26 protein-coding genes are annotated in these 24,785 nt (G+C 64.2%); 16 read left to right on the forward strand and 10 right to left on the reverse strand.

The window, feature by feature from the left end; translation table 11 throughout:
- Positions 1–104 precede the first annotated feature (104 nt).
- The 6 genes from LRP30_RS39460 to LRP30_RS39485 all read left to right on the forward strand — a co-directional run bounded on the left by LRP30_RS39460 (position 105) and on the right by LRP30_RS39485 (position 6,156).
- Entirely contained in the window at positions 105–566 is a 462-nt protein-coding gene (locus tag LRP30_RS39460; protein ID WP_249758282.1) for a DUF3237 domain-containing protein, read from the forward strand.
- A 246-nt stretch (positions 567–812) separates the two neighbouring features.
- Positions 813–1,622, forward strand: a complete 810-nt coding sequence (locus LRP30_RS39465; RefSeq protein WP_128936692.1) for a crotonase/enoyl-CoA hydratase family protein — start codon at positions 813–815, stop codon at positions 1,620–1,622.
- Positions 1,619–3,502: a feruloyl-CoA synthase gene (locus LRP30_RS39470; RefSeq protein WP_249758283.1), complete on the forward strand. Its 1,884-nt coding sequence runs from the start codon at positions 1,619–1,621 to the stop codon at positions 3,500–3,502. Before LRP30_RS39465 ends, LRP30_RS39470 begins: the two co-directional genes overlap by 4 nt.
- Before the next feature lie 212 nt (positions 3,503–3,714).
- A complete protein-coding gene (locus LRP30_RS39475; RefSeq protein ID WP_249758284.1) occupies positions 3,715–4,476 on the forward strand; it encodes an SDR family NAD(P)-dependent oxidoreductase in 762 nt (253 codons plus the stop codon).
- 12 nt (positions 4,477–4,488) lie between these two features.
- Positions 4,489–4,908: a thioesterase family protein gene (locus tag LRP30_RS39480; RefSeq protein ID WP_128936695.1), complete on the forward strand. Its 420-nt coding sequence runs from the start codon at positions 4,489–4,491 to the stop codon at positions 4,906–4,908.
- Between the two features lie 96 nt (positions 4,909–5,004).
- On the forward strand, positions 5,005–6,156 hold the full coding sequence (locus tag LRP30_RS39485; protein WP_128955624.1) for an ABC transporter substrate-binding protein: 1,152 nt from the start codon (positions 5,005–5,007) through the stop codon (positions 6,154–6,156).
- A 265-nt stretch (positions 6,157–6,421) separates the two neighbouring features.
- On the opposite strand, the gene LRP30_RS39490 is transcribed toward LRP30_RS39485, so the two are convergent.
- Entirely contained in the window at positions 6,422–7,150 is a 729-nt protein-coding gene (locus LRP30_RS39490) for a glutathione S-transferase family protein (protein WP_128936697.1), read from the reverse strand.
- Positions 7,151–7,186: 36 nt separating this feature from the next.
- Complete coding sequence (locus LRP30_RS39495) at positions 7,187–7,447, reverse strand: hypothetical protein (protein ID WP_249758285.1); 261 nt, start codon at positions 7,445–7,447, stop codon at positions 7,187–7,189.
- A 113-nt stretch (positions 7,448–7,560) separates the two neighbouring features.
- On the opposite strand from LRP30_RS39495, the gene LRP30_RS39500 reads away from it, so the two are divergent.
- Positions 7,561–8,259: a YafY family protein gene (locus LRP30_RS39500; protein WP_091890491.1), complete on the forward strand. Its 699-nt coding sequence runs from the start codon at positions 7,561–7,563 to the stop codon at positions 8,257–8,259.
- 5 nt (positions 8,260–8,264) lie between these two features.
- Positions 8,265–8,588: a YkgJ family cysteine cluster protein gene (locus LRP30_RS39505; protein ID WP_249758286.1), complete on the forward strand. Its 324-nt coding sequence runs from the start codon at positions 8,265–8,267 to the stop codon at positions 8,586–8,588.
- Here LRP30_RS39505 and LRP30_RS39510 read toward each other — a convergent pair.
- Both LRP30_RS39510 and LRP30_RS39515 read right to left on the reverse strand, forming a co-directional pair.
- Positions 8,585–8,983 carry a hypothetical protein gene (locus LRP30_RS39510; protein ID WP_249758287.1) on the reverse strand — a complete coding sequence of 133 codons (399 nt, stop codon included), beginning with the start codon at positions 8,981–8,983 and terminating at the stop codon, positions 8,585–8,587. The two genes, LRP30_RS39505 and LRP30_RS39510, sit on opposite strands and share 4 nt — an antisense overlap.
- Before the next feature lie 280 nt (positions 8,984–9,263).
- On the reverse strand, positions 9,264–9,611 hold the full coding sequence (locus LRP30_RS39515; RefSeq protein ID WP_176945729.1) for a DUF3307 domain-containing protein: 348 nt from the start codon (positions 9,609–9,611) through the stop codon (positions 9,264–9,266).
- A gap of 404 nt (positions 9,612–10,015) precedes the next feature.
- Between LRP30_RS39515 and LRP30_RS39520 the strand changes: the two genes are divergently transcribed.
- The 4 genes from LRP30_RS39520 (at position 10,016) to LRP30_RS39535 (ending at position 13,857) form a co-directional block, all read left to right on the forward strand.
- The gene (locus LRP30_RS39520) at positions 10,016–11,458 is read left to right on the forward strand and encodes a TAXI family TRAP transporter solute-binding subunit (protein ID WP_249758288.1); all 1,443 of its coding nucleotides are present in this window, start codon (positions 10,016–10,018) and stop codon (positions 11,456–11,458) included.
- A 124-nt stretch (positions 11,459–11,582) separates the two neighbouring features.
- A complete protein-coding gene (locus tag LRP30_RS39525) occupies positions 11,583–11,801 on the forward strand; it encodes a hypothetical protein (protein WP_249758289.1) in 219 nt (72 codons plus the stop codon).
- 154 nt (positions 11,802–11,955) lie between these two features.
- Positions 11,956–13,062, forward strand: coding sequence for a cyclic nucleotide-gated ion channel (locus LRP30_RS39530; protein ID WP_249758290.1), 1,107 nt, complete (start codon positions 11,956–11,958; stop codon positions 13,060–13,062).
- A gap of 12 nt (positions 13,063–13,074) precedes the next feature.
- Positions 13,075–13,857: an enoyl-CoA hydratase/isomerase family protein gene (locus tag LRP30_RS39535; protein ID WP_249758291.1), complete on the forward strand. Its 783-nt coding sequence runs from the start codon at positions 13,075–13,077 to the stop codon at positions 13,855–13,857.
- Between the two features lie 215 nt (positions 13,858–14,072).
- Here LRP30_RS39535 and LRP30_RS39540 read toward each other — a convergent pair whose 3' ends face one another.
- Positions 14,073–14,717 (reverse strand): glutathione S-transferase family protein, encoded by a 645-nt coding sequence (locus LRP30_RS39540; protein WP_249758292.1) that lies wholly within the window; start codon positions 14,715–14,717, stop codon positions 14,073–14,075.
- 85 nt (positions 14,718–14,802) lie between these two features.
- Here LRP30_RS39540 and LRP30_RS39545 point away from each other — a divergent pair, with 85 nt between their 5' ends.
- On the forward strand, positions 14,803–15,822 hold the full coding sequence (locus LRP30_RS39545) for a YafY family protein (RefSeq protein WP_249758293.1): 1,020 nt from the start codon (positions 14,803–14,805) through the stop codon (positions 15,820–15,822).
- Positions 15,823–15,919: 97 nt separating this feature from the next.
- Complete coding sequence (locus LRP30_RS39550) at positions 15,920–16,168, forward strand: hypothetical protein (protein ID WP_128936708.1); 249 nt, start codon at positions 15,920–15,922, stop codon at positions 16,166–16,168.
- Positions 16,169–16,224: 56 nt separating this feature from the next.
- Here the strand turns inward: LRP30_RS39550 and LRP30_RS39555 are convergent, their stop codons facing one another.
- From LRP30_RS39555 to LRP30_RS39565, 3 genes are all read right to left on the reverse strand, one after another.
- Complete coding sequence (locus tag LRP30_RS39555) at positions 16,225–17,172, reverse strand: fatty acid desaturase (protein WP_128955596.1); 948 nt, start codon at positions 17,170–17,172, stop codon at positions 16,225–16,227.
- Positions 17,173–17,186: 14 nt separating this feature from the next.
- Positions 17,187–18,203 carry an alpha/beta fold hydrolase gene (locus LRP30_RS39560; RefSeq protein WP_249758294.1) on the reverse strand — a complete coding sequence of 339 codons (1,017 nt, stop codon included), beginning with the start codon at positions 18,201–18,203 and terminating at the stop codon, positions 17,187–17,189.
- 136 nt (positions 18,204–18,339) lie between these two features.
- The gene (locus LRP30_RS39565; protein WP_249758295.1) at positions 18,340–19,143 is read right to left on the reverse strand and encodes an MBL fold metallo-hydrolase; all 804 of its coding nucleotides are present in this window, start codon (positions 19,141–19,143) and stop codon (positions 18,340–18,342) included.
- 186 nt (positions 19,144–19,329) lie between these two features.
- Here LRP30_RS39565 and LRP30_RS39570 point away from each other — a divergent pair, with 186 nt between their 5' ends.
- Positions 19,330–20,526, forward strand: coding sequence for an MFS transporter (locus LRP30_RS39570; RefSeq protein ID WP_128942385.1), 1,197 nt, complete (start codon positions 19,330–19,332; stop codon positions 20,524–20,526).
- 291 nt (positions 20,527–20,817) lie between these two features.
- On the opposite strand, the gene LRP30_RS39575 is transcribed toward LRP30_RS39570, so the two are convergent.
- Together LRP30_RS39575 and LRP30_RS39580 are read right to left on the reverse strand one after the other, a co-directional pair.
- On the reverse strand, positions 20,818–22,431 hold the full coding sequence (locus tag LRP30_RS39575; RefSeq protein WP_249758296.1) for an acyl-CoA synthetase: 1,614 nt from the start codon (positions 22,429–22,431) through the stop codon (positions 20,818–20,820).
- 54 nt (positions 22,432–22,485) lie between these two features.
- Positions 22,486–23,253, reverse strand: a complete 768-nt coding sequence (locus LRP30_RS39580; protein ID WP_249758297.1) for an FCD domain-containing protein — start codon at positions 23,251–23,253, stop codon at positions 22,486–22,488.
- Positions 23,254–23,420: 167 nt separating this feature from the next.
- Between LRP30_RS39580 and LRP30_RS39585 the strand changes: the two genes are divergently transcribed.
- Positions 23,421–24,626 carry an ABC transporter substrate-binding protein gene (locus LRP30_RS39585; protein WP_249758298.1) on the forward strand — a complete coding sequence of 402 codons (1,206 nt, stop codon included), beginning with the start codon at positions 23,421–23,423 and terminating at the stop codon, positions 24,624–24,626.
- The last annotated feature ends 159 nt before the right edge of the window (positions 24,627–24,785 follow it).

A 24,785-nucleotide genomic window follows, 5' to 3' on the forward strand; every position in this document is an offset into this window, starting at 1 on the left:
TTTGCATTTGCGGAGGCAACCCCTCATCCGGCGCTTCGCGCCACCTTCTCCCGCAAGGGGAGAAGGAAGAGCAGCGGCGCTAATGGGTACATGAGAGGTGATCAATGACCACACCGACACTCGAAACCAAATACGTCTTCACCATCACCGCTCGTATCGGCGACGTCATCACCCCCGGCGAGACTGGTATCGGCGTGCGCCGCATCATTCCGATCATCGGCGGCGAGGTGACGGGCGCAATCACAGGCCAGGTGCTCCCCTTCGGCGCCGACTTCCAGACCATCCGCCCCAGCGAGCTGATCGATCTCGAAGCTCGATACGCCTTCGAGACCGACGACGGCGCGACCATCTATGTCGAGAACAAGGGCATGCGCTTCGGCCCGGTGGAGCTACTGCAAAAGCTCAAGCGCGGCGAGCCGGTCGATCCGAAGCTGATCTATTTCCGCACCGTGCCGAGGTTTGAGACCGGGCACGAGCAGTATCGCTGGCTGATGGAACATATTTTCATCGGCTCAGCGGCGCGTCATGCAGACCGCGTCGTGATCGACGTGCATCAGGTGCTGTGATCCTCGCTACCTCGTCATTGCGAGCGCAGCGAAGCAATCCAGAATCTTTCCGCGGCGGCAGCCTGAATTGCTTCGTCGCAAGAGCTCCTCGCAATGACGGAGGATAGGGCTGCGGCAACCTATCACAACGGACTCCCTCGCCGGAGCAGGCCCCAAACCGGCCCAATGAGCGCCAGAGTTCATATCGCCCCTCCTTGACTCCACCAAAATTCGTTATACAACATAACTATTCTGACAAGGACGCAAATGACACAGGGAAACGCCGAAACCGCTAACGCGGGCGCCTCCGGGCTTTTGAGGATCGAGCGGGCAGAGCGGGTTCTGACCGTGGGTCTGAACCGGCCGGCCAAGCGCAATGCGCTCAATGACGGCATTATCCTGGAAATCGGCGAGTGTTTTGCGAACCTGCCCGAGGACATCGGCGCGGTCGTCATTCACGGCATCGGCGACCATTTCTCCAGCGGTCTCGACCTGTCCGAGCTGACCGAGCATGACGCGACCGGCGGCCTGCTCCATTCCCAGATGTGGCACCGGGTGTTCGATCGCATCCAGTATAGCCGTGTACCCGTGATCGCCGCGCTGAGAGGCGCCGTGATCGGCGGCGGCCTCGAGCTCGCCTGCGCCGCGCATATCCGCGTCGCCGAGCCCTCGACCTATTTCGCCCTGCCGGAGGGACAGCGCGGCATTTTCGTCGGCGGCGGCGGCTCGGTGCGGCTGCCGCGGCTGATCGGCGTCGCCCGGATGATGGACATGATGCTGACCGGCCGGGTCTATAGCGCGACTGAAGGCGCCTCCTACGGCTTCGCGCAATATGTGACGGAGGCCGGCAACGGGCTCGGCAAGGCGCTGGAGCTCGCGACCAAGGTCGCCGCCAACGCACCGCTGACGAACTTTGCCGTTCTCCAGGCGTTGCCGATGATCGCGGAGGCCAATCCGCAGACCGGCCTGCTCATGGAATCACTGATGGCAACCGTCGCGCAGAGCGATAAAGAGGCAAAGCGCAGGATCCGCGAATTCCTCGAACACAAGACCGCAAAGGTGAAGCCGAAGTCATGAGCGCGCAGCCGTCCTCTTCCAGCATGGAGCGCGGCGCGAGCACTTTTCCGCTGCGGCCCATCTCGTTCGGCGATCCCGCCGTCAATATCGAGCGCCGCGACGACGGCACGATTTACCTTAGGCCCAAGCAGCCTCTCGGCGACTATCCCGTCCGCATCACCGACCGCCTGCATCATTGGGCGACAACGACACCGGATCGCGTCTTCATGGCCGAGCGCGACGGCGGCCGCGGCTGGCGCAAGATCACCTATGCCGAGCTGCTCACCGCGAGCCGGCACATCGCATCAAGCCTGATCGCGCGCGGCCTGTCGGCGGAGCGGCCGGTCGTCATCCTCTCCGGCAATTCGATCGACCACGCCTTGCTCGCGTTCGGCGCGTTCTATGCCGGCATTCCGTTCTGCCCGGTGTCGCCGGCCTATTCGCTGGTGTCGAAGGATTACGGCAAGCTCTCCTATCTGATGAAGCTGCTGACGCCCGGTCTCGTCTTCGCCGAAGACGCCGACAAGTTCGCGGACGCGCTCGCCGCAAATGTTTCGCTCGGCACCGAGATCGCCGCGTCCTTTGGCCGCGTGCCGGGCCGCGACGTCACGCTGCTCGCCGATCTCATGGCGACGCCGATCCGCGGCGATCTCGACGAGGTCCACGGCAGGATCGGCCCCGACACGATCGCAAAATTCCTGCTGACATCGGGCTCGACCGGCAATCCCAAGGCCGTCATCAACACCCAGCGCATGATCTGCGCCAACCAGGTGATGCTGCGCGAGACGCTCGCCTTCCTCAAAGACGAGCCGCCGGTCATCATCGACTGGCTGCCCTGGAATCACACCTTTGGCGGCAACCACAATATCGGGCTGACGCTGTACAATGGCGGCTCGATGTATCTGGACGCCGGCAAGCCGGTGCCCGGCGGCATCGAGGAGACGGTGCGCAATCTCCAGGAGATTTCGCCGACGGTCTATTTCAACGTGCCCAAGGGCTATGAGTCGCTGCTGCCTTACTTGCGCGACGACCAGGGCCTGCGCGCAAAGTTCTTCGACCGGCTGCATGCGATGTTCTTCTCGGGCGCAGCGCTGTCGCCGTTCGTCTGGGACAGTCTCGACGAACTCACGGTGAAGGAGAAGGGCTATCGCGTGCCGATGCTGACCGGCCTCGGCGCGACCGAGACCGCGCCGTTCTTCATGTCGGTCAGTCCGCGCACCAGCCGCTCGGGCCATGTCGGCTTGCCCGTCTCCGGCAACGAGGCCAAGCTGGTGCCGAACAACGGAAAGCTCGAGGTCCGCGCCAAGGGGCCGAACGTGATGCCCGGCTACTGGCGCCAGCCCGATATCAGCGCAAAGTCCTTCGACGAGGAAGGCTTTTACAAGATGGGCGACGCGCTCAAGCCCGCCGATCCCGACGATCTCAATGCCGGCTTCGATTTCGACGGGCGCGTCAGTGAGGATTTCAAGCTCGCGAGCGGCACCTGGGTCAGCGTCGGCCCCTTGCGCGCGCGCTTCGTTGCGGCCTGCGCGCCGCTGGTGCGCGACGTCGTCATCGCCGGCATCAACCGCGACGAGATCTCCGCGCTCGTTGTGCTCGATCTCGACGGCTGCCGCCTGATCAACCCGACGCTGCCGGCCGACGATCTCGTCGTCGCGACGCGCGACCGGCTGGTGCGCGAGGCATTCCGCGAACGCCTGACCGGTTTCCTCAGCTCAGCCACCGGCTCCTCGACACGGATCACGCGCGCGATCCTGATGGACACGCCGCTCTCGATCGACAAGGGCGAGGTCACCGACAAAGGCTCGATCAACCAGCGCGCGGTGCTGGAACATCGCAACCTCCTGATCGAGGAGCTCTACGCTGCTAATCCGTCGGACCGTGTGATATCGGTCGGGTAACATGTCAATTGGAATGAACCAGCCGGCTCTTCCTTCACCTCTCCCCGCTTGCGGGGAGAGGTCGAATTTGCGCACTGCGCAAATTCGGGTGAGGGCGGCTTCTCGTCGCGGCCCCGCATCCGCCTTCGCCAAAGCCTTCGGCGGACAAGAGCGGGGCGAGGGAGCGCTTGGATACGATCGCGTCTGAATTAGAATCGCCAAAGGAGAACGCCATGTTGTTGAAGGATCAGGCAGCCATCGTTACCGGGGGCGCATCGGGGCTGGGCGCTGCGACCGCGCGAAAACTGGCGGCGCAGGGCGCCAAGGTCGCGGTGTGCGATCTCAATGCCAAGCTTGCTGAAACCGTTGCCGCCGAGATCAAGGGCGTCGCCGTGACCTGCGACGTCTCCGATGCCGCCTCCGCTGAAGCCGCGATCGCGCAGGCGGCCAAGGCTCACGGCCCGGCGCGCGTGCTGGTCAATTGCGCCGGCATCGGCGTTGCAAAACGCGTCGTCGGCCGCGACGGGCCGATGGCCCTCGCCGATTTCGACAAGGTGATCAAGGTCAATCTGATCGGCACCTTCAACATGCTGCGCCTTGCCGCAGCCGAGATGTCCAAGCTCGAGCCGCAGGCGACCGGCGAGCGCGGCGTCATCATCAACACCGCCTCCGTTGCCGCCTATGACGGCCAGATCGGCCAGTCGGCTTATTCGGCCTCCAAGGGCGGCATCGTCGGCATGACGCTGCCGATCGCGCGCGAGCTCGCGCAATTCGGCGTCCGCGTGCTGACGATCGCGCCGGGCCTGTTCCTGACGCCGCTGCTCGCTAACCTGCCGCAGGAAGCCCAGGACTCGCTCGCCGCCGCGATCCCCTTCCCGCGCCGGCTCGGCAATGCCGACGAGTTCGCCGCGCTCGCGCTGCACATGGTCGAGAATGCGTATCTGAACGGCGAAGTGGTGCGCCTCGACGGCTCGCTGCGCATGGCGCCGAAGTAAGGCGCGCGACGCATGTTCGTGAACCGGCGCGACGTCCAGATCCAGTGGGGTGATTGCGACCCCGCCAATATCGTCTACTACCCGCGCTATTTCGCGATGTTCGACGATTCGACGTCGACCCTGTTCGAGGTCGCCGGATTCTCCAAACAGGATCTGGTCCGCAAATACGGCCTGGTGGGCATTCCCATGGTCGACACGCGGGCCAAGTTCTACATCCCCTCGACCTATGGCGACTGGATCACCATCGAGACCAAAATCGAGAGCATCAAGCGCTCGAGCTTCGAGGTGAAGCACAACGTCTACAAGGGCGAATCGCTGGCGATCGAGGGATTCGAGACCCGCGTCCTGGTCGGCCGCGATCCCGTTAACCCCGACAAGCTGAAATCGGCACCGTTCCCGGCGGAAATGGTAGCCAAGTTTACGGGGAGTTAGAGCCCGGAGCTAAATCGCCGCATCACCAAAAGAGGGGCTGAATTACCCCCCGATTTCTGCTTTCAAAGAAAGACGTACAGGGAGGAATAGATGAAGATGAAACGCTTTTACCTAACCGCCGCCATCACCGCGGCCGCGCTGGCGCTGCCGGCCCTGCCCGCGCTGGCCCAGACCAACGAAATCACCATCGGCATCACCACCACCACGACCGGCCCGGGCGCAGCGCTCGGCATTCCCGAGCGCAACGCGCTGGAATTCGTGCCGAAGGAGATCGGCGGCGTGCCGCTGAAGGTGATCGTGCTCGACGACGGCGGCGATCCTACCACCGCGACCACCAACGCCCGCCGCTTCGTGACCGAATCCAAGGCCGACATCATCATGGGCTCGGCGCTAACGCCGCCGACCATCGCGGTCTCCAACGTCGCCAACGAAGCCGGCATTCCGCATTTCGGCCTCGCGCCGTTTCCGATCACGCCGGAGCGCATGAAGTGGTCGGTGGCGATGCCGCAGCCGATCCCGATCGTGGGCAAGGTGCTGTACGATCACATGAAGGCCAAGGGCGTGAAGACCCTCGGCTATATCGGCTATTCCGACTCCTATGGCGACCTCTGGTTCAACGACCTCAAGGCGCAGGCCGTGCCGATGGGCATGACCATCGTCGACGAGGAGCGCTTCGCCCGTCCCGACACCTCGGTGACCGGACAGGTGCTCAAGCTCGTCGCCGCCAATCCCGACGCGATCCTGATCGGCGCCTCCGGCACCGCGGCCGCGCTGCCGCAGACCGAGCTGCGCGAGCGCGGCTATCAGGGCCTGATCTACCAGACCCATGGCGCGGCCAGCATGGACTTCATCCGCATCGCCGGCAAAGCGGCCGAGGGCGTGCTGATGGCCTCGGGCCCGGTGATGGACCCCGAGGATCAGCCAGACACCGCGCTGACCAAGAAGCCGGGCCTCGCACTCAACTCGGCCTATGAAGCCAAGTACGGTCCGAACAGCCGCAGCCAGTTTGCCGGCCATTCCTACGATGCGTTCGAGCTCCTCAAGCGCATCATTCCGGCGGCATTGAAGACGGCCAAGCCCGGCACGCCGGAATTCCGCGAAGCGATCCGCCAGGCGCTGCTGTCTGAGAAGGAATTGGCCGCAAGCCAGGGGGTCTACAACTTCACCGAAAAGGACCGCTATGGCCTCGACGACCGCTCGCGCATCCTGCTCACGGTGAAGAACGGCAAGTATTCGCTAGTGAAGTAGGCGCAGCGATAGTTCGCAACGAGAAGAGCCGGCCCGATGGGCCGGCTCTTTCCTTTTGAGCTTTGAGACGAGCTGCCAGCCACCGTGTTGCTGCGCCCCTCTCCCGCTTGCGGGAGATTGCTGGGGAGAGGGTACCTCCGCGTTGGGATTGTCTCGGTCTTATGGAAGAAGTCCCCCAGCGGAGAGAACCCTCACCCGGCGCTGCGCGCCGACCTCTCCCGCAAGCGGGAGAGGTTACAGCGAGCGGGCGGATACACCGCGAGCCTCAAGCCGCCTGTCGCAACGGGGTCCAGGCGAACTCCGGATAATACGTGTCCATCATGCGATCGACATAGGCGGTGAGGTTCGGAAATCCCTCGGCGCGCTGCCGCAAGGCCGATTCGAAGAAGGGCGTCAGGATCCCCGCGAGTGCGCCGAAGGCGGTGGCATCGACGCCGCAGGGCCTGTTGCCCATCAGATACGACTTGTCGCCGAGCTGCACCGAGAGCGCGAACAGCGAGCGCACGGCGAGATCGACATCGTCGTCGGGCGCGTGGCGGCCGAGACCCGAGAGCAGATAGTTCTCGGCGACGCGGAATTGCGCGTCCTCACGCAGCTTCTCACGATTGTGCTCGGGTGCGCCGTCGAAGAAATGCGACGGCCCCTTGGCGAAATTGACCGGATCGACCCAGCGCGCCCCGACCAGCGCCCAATAGACGTGATGCTCGATCATGCGCTCGAACGCCCAGGCCTGCGCACGTTCCTGCAACGAGAGCCCGGCGTCGAAATCGAAGCCGTAGCGCCGCTCGATATGGGCGCGGATGAAGGTGGAATCGGCCACCGCCTCGCCGCCGTCGTCGATGAAGGGCAGCTGCCCCTTGGGCGAAGCTGGCGGCATCGCGCGCTCCTTCCGGTAGGGCAGCCCCGCCATCTTGAGCTGCACCTCCGTCTTGGTGACGAAGGGGCTGATTTCCGGCAGGCCGAAGCCGGTGCCAAAGCCGTAAAGCGTGATCATGAAACCTCTCCTGAACCTGCCGAACGTGAACGGAACCTACCTACCGGCTGCTGCCACCATGGTGGCAGCAGCCGTGATATCTTCTGCGAAACGGGCCCCCTGCCAGGCGCGGCTCATGATGTGGCGGGCGAGCGCGTCCGCAGCCTGGATCAGCGAGCGTGCCACCACGCTTGCGAACGCAAATCGGAGATCGACGGCCATGAGATCGAGCGAAACGAGGCGGCTAAACGTCCGGGCCTGCCACATCTGGTTGCGCCACAGCGGGCCAGCGGGGCCGAAATGGGTTGGAACGATCATGGACAAATCCTCTTCAGTCGACGTGTTGTCCCGGTATAGAACTCCCCTGCTGCCAACATCCTGTCAGCAGCCGCGCGCCGCCTTTTGAAAAGACCACGAACAAGAGACCCGTCATGAGACGCGCCGACAGGCTGTTTCAGATCATCCAGGTGCTGAGGCGCACGCGTAAACCGCTGACGGCGGACGCGATCGCGGCCGAGCTCGAGACGTCGAAGCGCACCATCTATCGCGACATCGCAACGCTGATCGGCCAGCGCGTGCCGATCCGCGGCGAAGCCGGCATGGGTTACATCCTGGAGAAGGGTTTCGACTTGCCGCCGCTGATGCTGACGCCCGACGAGATCGAGGCGGCGGTGCTGGGCGCGCAATGGGTCGCGGGCCACGCCGATTCCGCGCTGGCGCGCGCCGCCGAGGATTTGATGGCCAAGATCGCCGACACCGTCCCCGAGCGCCTGCGTCCCTTCGTGCTGGAGCCGGCGAGCCGGGCGCGGCCGAGCTGGAACAGGGAGCCGGATCGCCTGGACATGGCGCGCACGCGCACCCAGATCCACGAAGGCAAGAAGATCATGCTGCGCTATCGTGATGAGCAGGGCCGCGCCAGCGAGCGCATGATCTGGCCGATCTCGGTCGGCTATCTCGAAGCCGTGCGCCTGCTCGCGGCCTGGTGCGAGCTGCGCAGCGACTTCCGCAGCTTCCGCACCGACCGCGTGGTCGAGGCAACCTATCTCGACGAGAAATATCCGGAGCGGCGCGACGTGCTGCGCGCAAGATGGCGGCAGAGCCTGGTCTGGGGTCCACCAAAGGACACGTGACAACGATGGAACAGACCTCGCCCCTCGACCTGTTGAGCTGTTGCCAGAGTTGCGGCGCCTGCTGCGGCTATTCGGCGAACTGGCCGCGCTTCTCGATCGAGAGCGACGAAGAGCTTGCAGCGATCCCGGAGGCGCTGGTCAACGCGCGTCAATCCGGCATGCGCTGCGAGGGCGATCGCTGCTCGGCGTTAACGGGAGAGATCGGTAAGGCGACGGCGTGCGGCATCTATGCCGTGCGGCCGGAGGTGTGCCGCACCTGCATGCCCGGTGACGCCGAATGCGCGATGGCGCGGCGGAAGTTCGGGCTTGCGGTGATAGAGGCCGCTTAGGCCGGAACGGCTTCGCTGATCTCGTCGTCGAGTTCGTCCTCCAGCGGTGCCAGCACCGACAGCGGCTTGGTCGACAGCGTGATCGGCTTGCGCCCGCCCGACAGCGACGGCGCGGATTTCGCGGCGCCCTCGCGCGACAGCGCGTAGAGCGTCGAACCGACGCGGCCGCCGTTCTCGATCAGGTCGCGCTCGCTGCAGCTGGCGGCGATCGCGACCGCCAGCGAATGCAGATGGCTGCGGCGATAGCAGAACAGCGCCAGCCTGACGCGCGCGTCAGGGGAAACACTCTCAACCAGCCTCGGCAGGCCACTCGCGCTGGCGCGATACATCTCGCCAAGGAGCTCGTCGCGAACCGGACAGAAATCGCTTTCAAAGGAATCGCGGCTTGAAAACATTGCAGTTCTCCCTCGTGTGGGGAAGATGCAGCGCAATTCTCTAACGAAAGGTTAACCACGCTGCCCGGTAGTGACCCGGGGTGCTTGCGCTCTGGCCGCGAATCGGAGGGCAGAGGAAAGAGAGTTTCCGGTGGCCCTCCTTCGAGACGCCCGCCTTTGGCGGCCCGCAGGATGAGGTCTTGTCCCGCGGCGAGATCCCAGACCCTCATGGTGAGGAGCGCCGCCGCACGGCGCGCCTCGAACCATGCAAGGCCGACCAGCCGGTCAAACGTGGCTAGGCTCAGTTCGCCGCCATGAAGATGGACAGGCCGAAGCCGGTAAGGTGATGCAGCGCCTGGTCGACGCCGATCAGGGTCCAGAACCAGGGATGCGCTAGGTCGACACCGAAATTGGCCGAGATGAATCCCTTGGCGCGGTCGATCGTGATGTGGATCGCGAAGTCGATGAACGCCACGAACCAGAATTTCGGCGCCACGATCAGGATCAGCGGCAGCGCAACCGCAAGGTGAACGAGGCAGTGCACCAGAAGCGGCAAGGCCCAGCCGTGCTTCTGGTCCTTGCCATGCGCCATCCAGGCGGTCTGGAGGACGAAATCGGCGATGATGTGCTTGAAGGTGAGCAGCAGCATCCAGCCAATGAGCGCTTCAACCGGAACCGCCGAAGACATGGGTGGAAACGACAAGCTGACGCCCTCATTGAGGTGACAAGAAAAATTGGAGCGTTCAGCGCAACTTCTTCTTGGACCGGTCAAATCGCCGGGACCTCTGATTTATGACATTTCCCGCGGCGGAATGCAGCCGGGGGAACCGGAAAATCGCCAACTGTGGCTAACTGGTGATAGGATGACCAATCGCCGCGGCGGCGTCGAGTAAGGTTACCTTCGGCTCGAAATTTGCATTCCGTGACCTTCGCGCTATCATCGGCGGCAGAGAATATCGTTCTTTTTTCAGACGTTTACGAATTGCAGGGCGACTGCTGCGCTTCCCATACTGCCATGCGCCGCCAGCCAAAGATTAAGGCCAGAGTGCTGCCATGAGTACTGAAGGCCCCACCGCATCACAACCCGAGCCGCCGCCGCGGCGCCCCAAGGTGATCAAGACCAACCAGCAGCAGGTCTTTCTCTACGTCGTGCTGACCTTGCTGCTGTCGCTCGCCACCGTCTGGGCCGGCCGCACGCTGGTGCACAATTCGGAAACGCTGACCTTTGCCGTCGGCGGCCCCAACAGCGACGAGGCGCTGTTCGCGGCCAAGCTCGCCACTCTCCTCAAGAACAACGCCTCGCGTTTCCGGATCAAGATCGTCAACAACGCGGACAACGCCAAGGCGATCGCACAGTTCGATCGCAGGCAGGCCGACCTCGCCGTGCTGCGCACGGACGCCAAAGTGCCGCTGCGGGCGCGCACGCTTGCGATCCTCGAGCACGATCTCGTGCTCCTGCTCGGTCCCGGCAACAAGAAGATCAAGTCGCTCGCCGAGCTGAAGAAGAAGAAGGTCGCGGTCATCGCCGAGAACGAATCCTCGCTCGCCTTCGTCCGCAGTATTCTCGACGTCCCCGACGGTCCCGATGCCGCCAAGATCCAGATGGCACCGCAGGGCGCAACACTCGACAAGCTGTTTGCGCCGGCGAGCGGCTTCAGCGCGGTGATCGCCATCGTCCACGCCTCCAGGGCAGTGCGGGACAAATCCTATGAACAGGCTGCCAAGCGCGGCGGCTTCACGCTCAACGCGATCGACGACGCCAAGACGCTGGCGCGCAAACTCCCGGGCATTTCCGACGAGACGCTGACAGCAGGCACGTTGTCGACGTACCCGCAAATTCCCGACGACGATCTCGACACGATCGGGCTCGAATGGCTCCTGGTCGCACAATCCAGGATGTCCCCGACCACCGCTGGCGAGCTCGCACGCATCGTCTACGAGAACAAACCCGCGCTCGGGCTCGACAACGGCTTTGCCAGCAGGATAGAGCCGGCCTCCGTCGAGAAGGACGCCTTCGTGATGGCGCATCGGGGTGCCGCCGATTACATCAACGACGACACCAAGTCGTTCATGGATAAATACAGCGACATGATGTATCTGGGCGCCGCCGCGCTCAGCGTCATCGGCTCGATCTTCGCTGCGATCTACGCCAAGATCACGAGGATCGCGCCGGAGAAGGCCAGCGAGCTCTCCACCGCCATCCTCGACATCGGCGAGCGGATCGAGCACGCCCACTCGCTGGATCAGCTCGAATGTCTCCAGGACGAGCTCGAAGGCATCTTGCGCGGGGCCGTCATTGGACTCAGAGACGGCACGATCAGCACCGACGGGCTCGACACCTTCAAGCTCGGCTACGAGTTCGTCCGCGACGAGATCAGCATGCGCCGCGACTACCTGAAACGTCATGCCAGCGGGAGTGAAAAGGCCGCCCGCGATACCGGCCCGCCGCAGGACGACAGCAACGTCGTGGTGGTCAAGACCGCCCAGAGCGCCTGATCCGACAGTTTGATGTCCTCAAGTCGGGGCTGCCGGACGTCTTGGCGGTGGATGGACAGTCGGAACTCAGGAACCGTCCCCATCCACAGCCGTTGGCTCACGGATAGCAGCTGGAGAACGCGCCATGCGTACACTCCTCGTCATCTTCCTGCTGGGAATGCTGGCGGCAGTTGGCTATTTCGCCTATTCCGCCATGACGGTCGAAGGCGATCCGATCCCGACGGAAGGCTATTGGGCCCTCGCGCTGGGGGCTGGATTTTCCCTCGTCGTCGGCATTGGCCTGATGGTGCTGCTGTTTTTCAGCAGCCGCCGCGGCTACGACGAGCCACCGCACTTCAGGTAGCCTCAGCCGGGCGCTCCGCCGGCCGCCTCACCGCCCTCCCCTGTTCGACGACGCTGCGGCCCGCGCCCGTCGTTGACGGCCTCGGTCCGGGCGGGCACTTTGGCCCTGAAGTCCCAGCCGGACCACACGAGCCAGAACCGAGCCGCCTTCCCGCATGTCCAAGCCGCTGATTTCCGCTCTGGCCCAGTTCGCGGCCGCCACGGCCGGCCGCAACATGACCAAGACGGCCTATGTGGCCGTCGGCGTCGGCGTGCTCAGCATGGTGCTGCTGACAGACAACCGGGCCAATGAGGCGCGCGGCTGGGTTAACGGCCTGCTATGGGCCTGCCTCGTCTATTTCGTCTTCGAATGGCTGATTCGGCTGCGCCACATGGCGCGCCAAGGGCGGCTTTCGCTCTACATGTCCTCCTCTGCCGGCATCGTTGACGCGATCGGGGCTCTGGCCGTGCCGCTCGCGCTGGTTCTCGGCGTCGAGCCGAAGACGGCGTGGCTGCTCAGCGTGCTCTGGGTGCTGAAAGTGGTGCCGGGCATCCCGGGCTTGCGGCAGCTCCGCCGCGTGCTGGTGCTGGAATCCGGGCCGCTGGTCAGCGTGCTCGTGATCTTCCTGATGGTGATCTTCCTCGCTTCCGTCGCCGAATATTTCCTGGAGCGGGACGTCCAGCCGCAGACGTTCGGCAGCGTCCCCGCCGCTTTGTGGTGGGCCGTCGTCACACTGACGACGACGGGCTATGGCGACGTCGTGCCGGTCACCCCGCTTGGACGCTTGGTGGCGGCGCTGGTGATGATCTCCGGCCTCGGCGTATTCGGGCTGTGGACCGGTATCCTGGCGACCGGCTTTGCCGCGGAGACCCGTCGCGACAATTTCCTCAAGACCTGGGAATCCGTCAGCAAGGTGCCGTTCTTTGCGGCGCTGGGGCCTGCGGCCATCGCCGACGTCACCCATATGCTGCGGACCATGGAGCTGCCGGCTCGCACCTTGGTCATCCGCAAGGGGACGCATGGCGACTGCATGTATTTCATCGCCGCCGGCGAGGTCGAGGTCGACCTGCCCGGCAAGAAAGTGCAGCTCGGTGAAGGCGCCTTTTTCGGCGAGATGGCGCTGCTCGGCAACAACAAGCGCGGTGCCAACGTCTCGACCACGAAAGTATCGCGGCTTCTGGTGCTCGATCTCGTCGATTTCCGCGTGCTGATGGCGCGGCATCCCGATCTCGCCGAGACCATCGACGCGGAAGCAAAACGGCGCGCGCTCGAGAACACGTAAATGGAGACAAGAATGTCGGACACAGCCGACGCGACCAGCCCCGTACTCGAAATCACGGGCGCACGCGCCACCATCCGCCTCAATAGGCCAAAACATCTCAACCGGCTCCAGGCGGGGGATCTCAGCGAGCTCGTTAAGTTGTTCGACCGGGTCGAGAGCGATCCGGCCATTCGCGTGCTGGTGCTGACCGGCACCGGGCGCGCCTTCTCCGCGGGCTACGATCTCAATTCCGTGGCGGAGCGCGCGGTGAGCGCGAGCGAGCAGCAGAGCGCGGGCTCGGCGTTCGAGGTCGTCGTCAACCGTCTCGAGGATTTGGGCGTGCCGACGATCTGCCGGCTCAACGGCGGCGTCTATGGCGGCTCGACCGACCTCGCGCTGGCCTGCGATTTCCGCATCGGCGTCGACACCGCCGAGATGTTCATGCCGGCGGCGCGGCTTGGGCTGCACTATTACCCGAGCGGCATCAAACGCTACGTGACCCGCCTCGGCCTCGACAATGCGAAAAAGCTGTTCCTCACCGCCGCGAGGATCAGCGCGCCGGAGATGCTGCGCATCGGCTATCTCACGGCCATGGTGCCGGTGGAATTCCTGGATGAGGAGGTCGACAAGCTCGCTGGCGTCCTCGCCGGCAACGCGCCGCAGGCGATGCGCGGCATGAAGCGCGCCATCAACGAGTTCGCCCGCGGCGAGCTCGACGAAACCGCCGCCGACCAGCGCCACCGCGACAGCATGCGCGGCGACGAGATCAAGGAAGGCATCAAGGCGTTTGCGGAGAAACGGGCACCGCGGTTTTGAGAGACCGGTGAGGGAGCACGAGGGCTCCACATTCAGCCGTCGTCCCGGACAAGCGCGCCTCAAGCGCGCGCAGATCCGGGATCCATAACCACAGGGAGTGGTAAAGGTGGCAGGCTGATAACTCCGAGTCTTCGCCACACCAAATCCTGTGGTTATGGATCCCGGGTCTGCGCTGACGCTGGCCTGGGACGACAGCGGAGATTGAGGCGCGCTGCCTACCCACCAGCAACCGCGGCATGCTGCGCCGCCATCTCGGCATCGGCCGCAGTGATGCGCTGGTACGCAGGGCGCGAGGTGATGCGCTCGGCATAGCGGACGAACACGTCCTTCTTCGGCACGATGCCGAACATCATGGTCCAGCTGAACGCGACGCCCCACAACACATCCGCCGCCGTCATGCGCTCGCCGAGCAGATACGGCCCCTTCGACAGCTGCGCCTCGAGCGCGCCCAGCATGGTGTCGTAATCGGCATAGGGCGATTGCGTAATCGGCGCCGGCTCGCGCTGCATGAACTTGTCGATCATGGCCGGCTCGAACGAGGCACCATAATAGGCGATCCAGCGCAGATAAGGACCGCGCAAGGAATCGTTCAGCGCGGGCGCCAGCCCCGCCTGCGGAAACAGGTCGGCGAGATAGATGGTGATCGCGACCTGCTCGGTCACGAGCGCCTCGCCGTGGCGGACCGCCGGTACCTTGCCGAGCGGGTTGATGGCGAGATAGGCGTCCTTGCGCTGCTCGCCCGCCTTCATGTTGAGGACATGGAGATCGTAGGGCGCGCCCAACTCCTCCAGCAGCACCCGCGTGCCGGTGGCGCGGCTCTGCGGCGAATAATACAGCGTGATGCGGTTCGGATCGGTCATGGCGGGTCTCCTATCTGCCCATTTGGCGATGGCATCTGTAGCGGACCATACCTGACATCCTGTGTCAGGTATGGTTTAAGGAATCATGCGCGCGAGCCGAATGCTGTCGATCCTCACCACCCTCCAGGCCAGGGGACAGGTCACGGCGCCCGAACTCGCGGAAGCCTGCGAGGTCTCGGTGCGCACGATCTATCGCGACATCGATGCGCTCGCTGCGTCCGGCGTCCCTGTCTACGCCGACCGCGGCGCGGAGGGCGGCTATCGCCTGCTCGACGGCTATCGCGTGCGGCTGAACGGGCTGTCGCAGAGCGAGGCAGGCGCGCTGTTTCTGGCGGGTTTGCCGGGCCCGGCCGCGGCGCTGGGGCTGGACGCTGCGATGATCGCCGCGCAAAACAAGCTGATGGCGGCACTGCCCGCGAATCTGCGCGAGGACGCCGGGCGGATGCAGGAAAGATTTCACCTGGACGCGCCCGCCTGGTTTGGCGAGGCCGAAGACCCAAAGCATTTGCGCACCATCGCCGGCGCGGCGTTGCGCGGGACGCTGATCAAGATCCGCTACCAGAGCTGGCGCGCAGAGAAACAGCGCCGCGTCGCCCCGCTCGGCCTCGTGCTGAAGGGCGGCAGCTGGTATCTCGCAGGGCAAGTCGACGGCAACGTGCGCACCTATCGCGTCGCGCGGGTGCTCGACTGCACGGCGCTCGACGATCGCTTCGATCGTCCCGCCGATTTCGATCTCGCAGCTTACTGGCAGGCCGCGACACTTCGTCTCGAGGCCGAGATGCATCCCAATGTCGCGGTCGTCCGGCTGTCGCCATTCGGCGTCAAGCTGCTCGATGCGTTGAGCCAGCCTTACGTCAAGGCACGCACGCAGCTTGAGGAGACCGTCGACGCAGATGGCTGGCGTATCGCCAAGGTCCCGGTCGGCAAGACGTCATGGCATGCCGCGGCCGAACTGTTGCGGCTGGGCCCCGAGGCCGAAGTGCTGGAGCCCGCCGATCTCCGCGACAAGATGATCGAGCTGACGCAGGCGATGGCCGCGCGCTATCGCGTGGCGCGAAAAGCCTCAAGGCGGCACATTTTGTCGCGGCCCACGAAACAATCCTGAAACACGATTCTCAGCCAACGCGGTGAACGCATTCGCGTCTCGGTCCGACCGAGATGCAGGGACACAACAATGGCCCTGCGCCACATGGAGAATGAAGATGTTTCGTAAGCTTGCACTTGGTCTGATTGCTGCCGGCTCGCTCGGCGTTGCCGCGCTCGCCCCCACCGCCGCCTCGGCCGGCGGATTCCATCATCACCACTGGGGTCATGGCTGGGGCCCGGGTTGGGGCTTTGGCGGCGTCTATGTCAACACCGGCGTCAGCAACTGCTACCAGGAGCGCCTCGTCCAGACCCGTCACGGCCTGCGCGTCCGCGTCGTGAATGTCTGCGCCTACGGGATCTACTGATACCTCGCCTTCACGACAAAGCTCCGGTCGCACCGCGACCGGAGCTTTGCGTTGAGTTAGCCGCCTTGCTGCTGCCGGCGAAACCAGGCCCAGGTCTCGCGCGTCGTTCTGATGTAGCCGCGGCCGCGATGGACGATCTCGCCATCGACGAGCTCGTTCAGCTTCGGCAGCGCATGAAAGGGGATCGAGGGATAGGCGTGATGCTCGACATGATAGGGCATGTTCCACGCGAACCATTTGACGATCGCGCCCGTATAGGTCGTGCGGGTATTCTGGAAGGCGCTGCGGGTGCGGTTGCAGCCGGTATGCTCGGCGTAGAGATACGGCCGCAGGAAGAACTGCCCGATCGCAAGTGGGACGATCCAGACCCAGAGCAGCAGCGCCGAGGAGAGCCACAGCGACAGCGCAAGCAACAGCGCGTAGAGCGCGACATAGGCGCGCGCCTCGGCGACGATGATGGCGCGCTTGCTCTCGGGGATCCAGGGCACGACGACCTTGCCGCTGACGGCGTGGCCGAGCATCAGCCGCAGACGCCCGGCGACCTGGAGCAGGCCGCTATAGGCGATCGCGAGCTGCGTGTCGGAGGTCGGCTTCACGCCGACGATCAGCTCAGGATCCTTGTTCGGATCCTGGGTATAGCGGTGATGATCCCAGTGAAACAGGCAGTAATATTCGTAAGGCAATCCGATGATGAAGGCCGAGAGATAGCCCACAGTGAGATTGAGGCCGCGGCTTTTGAACGCGGTCTTGTGCGCGGTCTCGTGCACGGCCATGAACAGGAACGCCACGAAATAGCCCTGCACCGCCATCAACGGCAGCGCCCAGAGCACGCCATGGCGCGAGACGGTCATCCAGATCAGCGTGCCCATCAGCACGATCGCGCCGTAATGGCCGAGGCTCTGCGCCGCGCCCCGGAGATTGGAGCGGACCGACAATTGGCGCAGCATCGCCGGTGTCAGCGGTTTCAGGCGATGGCCGGGCTCTGAAACGGTTGTGTCAGTCATGACCGGATGCCTGCCTATCTGCTGAGAAGCGCTGCGATCTCGGCCTTGATGAAAGCCTGATCACGCGGATTGTTCACGGGGTTGCCGGCGCGATGGCCGTGCTGCGACGGGATCGGATGCAACACCGCGGATTTTGCGCTGGCCAACCGGCCGAGCTCGTCCTCGTTGTCGCGGACGTCGAAATAGCGATCGGTCGCACCCGGCATCAGCAGCATGTGGGCCTTGATCGCGGCGAGCGCGCGGTCGAAATCGCCACCGAATGCGGCGCAGCGGCTGACGTCACCACTCTGCCAGATCTCGATCTGCGCCAGGAGATCATTGGCATCGCGCCGCGCAAAGGTCGCATCCCAACCACGGACGAGATAATCCTCCAGCGAGGTGAAACCGGCTTCGCGCCAAATCTCGTCGCGATAGAAGCCGTGCGACATCGCCCAGCCGGCATAGACGCGTCCCATCGCGCGGTAGCCGGCAACGGGCTTTTCGACGAAGCGGCCATCGCGGAAGGCGGGATCGGCGGTCAGGGCGGCCTTCACGCCTTCGAGAAAGACATGATTGTAAGGCGCGCAGCGCGCGCTGCCGCAGACGATCGCTGCGCGCTCGACCATATCAGGATGCAGAGCCGCCCAATGATAGGCCTGCATGCCGCCCATCGACCAGCCATAGACCAGCGCGAGCGTCGAGATGCCGAAATGTTCGGTGAGCAGCCGGTGCTGGACCGCGATCGCGTCGTGATAGGTCACCTTCGGGAACGGCCCGGCCGTATTCGACGGCGATGACGACAGGCCGTTGCCGAACAGGTTCGGGATGATGATGAAGTAGCGGGTGGGATCGAGCACGCCGTCGGGCCCGATCAGCCATTCGGTGTCGACGTGCTGCGCGCTGAACGAGGTCGGATAGAGGATGACGTTGTCCCTGGCCGGGCTCAGCGTTCCACAGGTCTTGCAGGCGAGCTTCAGCGCGGGAAAGACGGTGCCGGACTGGAGCGTGACGTCGCCGGCCTCGAATATCTCGTAGTCGCGTTGCGCCGTCATGGACCCAACTCCCGCTCAGGCACTGCAAGGCGCGCGGCGTTTGGCGATGCATCGATCATGCCGAAACCCGCGCTCAATAATGTACTTATAGTACAGTTATTAAAGCGTAGCAAGCGCTCCCGAACCGACATGTGGCTCAGGAGATGGCCGCCAGATAACGCGCGACCGACGCCTCAAACGCGGCCTTGGCACCTGCGGCGATGTTGCGGTCCCACCAGGCACCATAGATGCGATCGAAAGCGAGCGGCTCGACCGCCGCCGCGATCCGCCGCACTGCGGCGGCGTTGAGCGGCGTGTAGCTGGGGTAGGAATACATGAAGCTGACGAAGCGGCGATCCATCGTCACCTGCGCGATATCGCCGGTGAGCAGCGCGCCCGTGCCGCCCGCACCGTGCCGCCAGTGCAACACGGTGGCGCCGGCGAAATGACCGCCAGCACGCAGCAACAGCACGTCGTCGGAGATGCGATGGTGATCGCCAGCCCAGTGCACGATCGATGCATGTGGCCGCGTCACCCATTGGCGATCATCTGCCTGCAGATAGACCGGCACGCCGCCGAACGCCTCGCTCCAGTCGGCGAGCGCACCATAATAATGCGGATGCGAGATTGCGATCGCCTTCAGTCCGCCGAGCGAACGCACATGCGCAATCGCCTCTGGTGTTGCCATCGGTACGCAGTCCCACATCAAGCAGCCCTCGCTGAGCGGCACCAGCAGCGCGCGCTGGCCGATGGCGAAGCTCGGCTCGAGCGAGAGGCCGGTCAGGCCGAGATCGTCGCGCCAGACGACGCGGTGGCGCTCTGCCAGCGTCTCGCGGGTCAGGAAAATCTGCCCTTTCCAACCCACATACTGCCGTTCGTCCTCGCAGATCGGACAGGATGCGGGCGGATGTCCGCTGTCCGGAAATTGCGCGCCGCAGGTTTCGCAGGTCCAGAGTGGCATGGCCGTTATCCTGATTGAGACCGTCGCAAGTATGACATGACGTCGCAGGCCCTGCGATCACAAGGACGATCGGAACCAACGCGATGCGTGCAGGTTGGGTTCTGGTCCGCCCCGGGCACTATGGGCCCGCAGTCTCCGCCTCATGCGAGATCTCAGTCGATCGGCAGCATTGCGTTCAGCGTCTCGATGACATCGCGCCCTTCACCTCGTATCTGGCCCCTGTTCGCGCTCAACTTCTTCATGGCCGACATGCAGTCGGGCATCGGGCCGTTCGTCGGCGTCTTCCTGCAGGAGCGCGGCTGGGCGAGCGGATTGATCGGCACCGCGATGACGGTCGGCAATGTCGCGGGCATGCTGGTCACGACGCCGATCGGCGGCTTCATCGATTCCAGCCGCAATAAGCGCATGTGGGTCGTCATTCCCGGCATCTGCGTGGTACTGGCATCTGCAATCATCCTGATCTCGCAAAACTTCTGGGCCGTCACCTTTTCCCAGGTCGCACAATCGCTGGCGAGTGCCGCGATTGTGCCAGCGGTGACCGGCATCACGCTCGGCATCGCCAAGCAGAAGGGCTTCAACGCACTCAATGGCCGCAACCAGGCGTACAATCACGCCGGCAACATGGTCGGCGCCGCGCTGTCGGGCTATCTTGGCTACAGGCTTGGCTATTTTGCCGTTTTCGTGCTGGCGGCCGTGTTCGGCGCCATCGCGATCGCCTGCGTGCTGATGATCCCCGCCAAGGCGATCGACGATCGCGCCTCGCGCGGCAGCAAGGAGGATGACTCCAAAGCTCCGCCGGATGCGATGACGATGTTGCTCAAGCACAAGCCGCTGCTCGTGCTGGCACTCGCGCTCGCCCTTTTCCATCTCGGCAATGCCGCGATCGTGCCACTCTACGGACTTGCGGCGGTGGCCGACGCCCAGGCCAATGGCCCGAGCTTCGTCGCGACCACTATCGTGATCGCGCAGGGCGTGATGATCGTGACCTCGCTGATCGCGATGAAGGTCGCGAGCAAGCGCAATTACTGGCCAGTGATCCTGATCTCCTTCATGTTCCTGCCCATCCGCGGCGTGCTTGCCTTCTTCGTCACGGGATGGTGGGGCGTCGTACCGATGCAGGTGCTCGACGGCATCGGCACCGGGCTCCAGACGGTTGCCGTCCCCGGCATGGTCGCGCGCTCGCTCAACGGCACCGGCCGCATCAATCTCGGCCAGGGCGCCGTGATCACGGTGCAGGGCGTCGGCGCGAGCCTCAGTCCCGCGCTCGGCGGCTGGATCGCGCAATGGGTCGGCTACGGCCCGACCTTCCTGCTGCTCGGCGGTTTCGGGCTGGTCTCGATGGCGCTGTGGCTGGCCTTCGGGGCGGCGGTGAAGAAATATTGAGTTCTTCCCCCTCTCCTTGCCCTGCACGGGGAGAGGGCCGGGGTGACGGGCCGCGTCCGTGGAAATGGTGCTAGAGGGACTCGTGCAGTTTCCTCCTCCCGTCATTGCGAGCGCAGCGAAGCAATCCAGACTGCCACCGCGGGAAGACTCTGGATTGCTTCGCTGCGCTCGCAATGACGATGTGGATGCCGACTTATTTCAAACCTACGGGAGGGACTCGCGGACACCTCGCCCGCATCCGCCTTCGCTAAAGCTTCGGCGGGACAGGCGCGGGAGAGGCGAAAAGCGCGTTCACGTTCCAAAATTCTTCTGGATCGCCTTGTCGAGCGTCTCGCCGCCGACGAAGCGCTGACGCAATTCGCGCTTGAGCAGCTTGCCGCTCGGATTCTTCGGCAGGCTATCAACAAAGATGACGCGCTTGGGCACCTTGAAATGCGCCATCTGGCCGGCGCAATGCTGGATGACGGACTCTTCGTCCAGCGTCTCGCCGCTCTTGACCACGATGATCGCGGTCACCGCCTCGATCCAGCGCGGATCGGGCAGGCCGACCACGGCGACCTCGGAGACGGCGGGGATGCGGTAGACCATCTCCTCGACCTCGCGGCTTGCGACGTTCTCGCCGCCGGTCTTGATCATGTCCTTGACGCGATCGACCACGGTGATGTGGCCCTCGTCGTCGACGGTGGCGAGGTCGCCCGAGTGAAACCAGCCGCCCGAAAACGCCGCCGCGGTCTTCACGGGATCGTTGTAATAGCCGGACAACAGATGCGGCGAGCGGTGCACGATCTCGCCGACCTCACCAACCTTGACGTCCTCCATCGCGGTGTTGACCACGCGCGTCTCGACGTTGAGCACCGGCTTGCCGGCCGAGCCGGCCTTGCGCAGCTGGTCCTCGGGGCGCAGCACGGTCGCGAGCGGAGCGATCTCGGTCTGGCCATAGAAATTCCAGAATTTGACGTTGGGCAGACGGCGTTGCAGCTCGAGCAGCACCTCCACAGGCATGATCGAAGCGCCATAATAGCCTTTCTGCAAGGTCGACAGATCGGTCTTGTCAAAATTCGGCGAGCGCAGCATCGCGATCCAGATCGTCGGCGGCGCGAAGAACGAGGTGATCCTGTGCGCCTGGATCAGCGCCAGGATGTTGTCGGCGGTCGGCTTGCCCGTGATCACGCCGGAAGCGCCGAGATAGATTTGCGGCCCCAGAAAGACGTCGAGCTGAGCGCAGTGATACAGCGGCAATGCGTGCAGGAACTTGTCGTCCACGCTCATGCCACCGTCGATGATGCAGCTGACATACTGCCACATCACGGCTTCATGGGTCAGCATCGCGCCCTTGGGCAGCGACTCCGTGCCGCTGGTGTAGACGATCTGTGCGAGATCGCGGCTATCGACGGACACGTCCAGGAACGAGCCGTCGGCATGCAAGAGATCATCGAAGGTGGTGAGGCCCGAAGGTGCCGTGGCGGGATCCTCGCCCGGCAACCAGATCAGCTTCTCGACGGCGCAATCCCTGGCGCTGGCCGCGCGCGCCGGCTCGACGAAATCAGGACCGGTCGCAAGCAGCTTTGCCCCCGAGCTCTTCAGGATGAAATTGATCTCGTCCGGATTGAGCATGAAGTTGATCGGCACGAGCACCGCGCCGATCCGTGCCGCTGCAAAGCGCAGCGCCGCGAAGGCGTGTGAATTGCGCGAGAGCACCGCAAGACGGTCGCCTTTCTTGATGCCGAGGCCGAGCAGGCCGCGGCCGAGCCGGTTGCAGATCGCGTCCATCTCGGCAAAGCTCCAGCTGACATTGCCGCAGCTCACCGCGAGCTTGTTCGGCTCCCGGCTCGCCGAGCGGCGCAGGAGATCGCCGATGGAATGCTCGCGCGCTTTCGAGATGGTGGCTGCGGTGTCGCCGGTCATGTGTTCCTCCAAGGATTATCTTTGTTTGTTGAAGCCGTTTGAATTCCACGGGCGCTACCTGCGCCGGGCCGCCTGCGCGTGCTCCATGTACATGTGCTCGACCGAGCGATCGAGCGAAGCGATTTTTTCGAAGCCGCGGCGCCAGTCCTGCAAGTGCCGACGCGTCCACAGCACGCCGGCCTCGCGGTCGCGGCGGCGAATCGCGTCGATCAGATGGCGATGCGCGGCGACGAGACGCGGCCCGCCTTCGGCCACGCCGGTCACGATCATCTCGGTGGTCGGATAGAACAATTGCGCGGCCGGCTCGCGGGCGAGCTGAAGCACCCGGTTCTGCGAGGCCTTGGCAACCAGCACGTGGAATTCGGCATCGCATTCGGCGAGCATCGCGGGATCACCGACCACGGCCTCGCTGCGCGCGAGATTGTCGGTGAGCTCGGCGATGTTGTCTTCCGTCGCTCGCTCCACTGCGCCTTCGATGCTGGCGACTTCCAGCGTCATCGACGCCTCGTAGAGCTCGCGGAAGGTGACCTCATGCAGGACCAGGGCGCGGCTGAGCCGGCTTGCCAGCTTGCTGTAGCGCGGCAGACAGGCGTGCAGGCGGCGCGAGGAGTCGCGCCGGATCAGCCCGCCCTCCTCCAGCACACGGATGCCCTCGCGAATGGTCGAGCGGTTGACCCCAAACTGGCGGACGAGATCGTGCTCGGTGCCGATGGGATCGCCCGGCCTGATGCGGCCATTGACGATCTCGCGTTCGATGGCGTCGGCGACCTTCTGATAGGCCGGCGCGACATCGATCGGACGAAAGAGCGGCGCGACAGGCAAAACGGCCTCCAATGTCGATTGTCCGACAAACTATATGGCCTCGCCCTGGGTGCGTCAAACTACATCACTGAAGCCGCACACGGAGCAAATTGACTCCGCAGGAACCCACCTTTAACTTTGTCGGACAAAGGGACAGGATAGTCCCCATACAAGAGGAAACGTTGTCCATGAGACCTATCGCAGCCCTCATGTCTGCGGCCGGCCTGCTGTCGGCTGTGCTGATCTCTCCCACCTCCGCCCAGCAAGCACCGCTCAAGATCGGCGTGCTCTCCGACTTCTCCTCCGTCTATTCCGACATCGGCGGCATGGGGAATGTCGAGGCGACCAAGATGGCGATCGAGGATTTTGGCGGCCAGATGTTCGGCAAGCCGATCGACATGGTCTCGGCCGACGTGCTCAACAAGCCTGACGTTGCCTCCACCATCGCCCGCAAATGGTGGGAGACCGAGGGCGTCGACATGATCATCGACCTGCCGACCTCGGCGACCGCGCTCGCGGTGATGGAGCTGTCGAAGCAGTACGAGAAGATCATGATCGTGACGGACGCGGCCAGCTCCGACATCACCGGAAAATCCTGCTCGCCCTACACCGCGCACTGGACCTACGACACCTACGCCAACGCGCATACCGTCGGCAGCGCCATCGTCAAGAACGGCGGAGATACCTGGTTCTTCCTCACCGCCGACTACCTGTTCGGCCATTCGGTCGAGCGCGACACCGGCGACGTGGTCAAGTCGGCCGGCGGCAAGGTGCTCGGCAGCGTCAAGCATCCGCTCAACACGGCGGACTTCTCGTCATTTCTGCTCCAGGCCCAGGCCTCCAAGGCCAAGATCATCGGGCTCGCCAACGGCGGCGGCGACACCATCAACGCGATCAAGCAGGCCGGTGAGTTCGGCATCGTCGCCGGCGGCCAGAACCTCGCTGCGATCGTGATGTTCATCTCCGACGTGCACAGCCTTGGCCTCAAGCTCGCGCAGGGCTTGATCGTCACCGAAGCCTATTACTGGGACCTCAACGACAAGACCCGCGCCTTCGGCAAGCGCTTCCTGGAGCGCGTCAAGCGCATGCCGACGATGAACCAGGCCGCGACCTACAGCGCCACGCTGCATTACCTCAAGGCCGTGCAGGCCGCGGGCACGAAGGACACCAAGACGGTGATGGCCAAGATGCGCGAGCTGCCGGTGCGTGACGCCTTCACCGACAACGGCGTGCTGCGTGAGGACGGCCGCATGGTGCACAGCATGTACCTGTTCCAGGTGAAGAAGCCTGAGGAATCGAAGGGGCCGTGGGATTACTACAAGCTGCTCGCCGAGGTATCCGCCGACCAGGCGTTCCGGCCGTTGAAAGATGGTGGCTGTCCGCTGGTGAAGTGAGGCGGCACGGCTCACTTGTGGGCCGACGACATCTGTTCAGCTAGGCTTGCCTGTCCGCCTGATCAGCCAAGGCGGGCGGGCCGCGGCGACGAGCTGCCCAAAATAGGGACAGGCACACCTCGTTGCCGTCTGATCTGAATCAAGTTGCGATGCAAAAAT

The organism is Bradyrhizobium sp. C-145 (genome assembly GCF_023375135.1).
Taxonomy (GTDB): Bacteria; Pseudomonadota; Alphaproteobacteria; order Rhizobiales; family Xanthobacteraceae; genus Bradyrhizobium; species Bradyrhizobium zhanjiangense.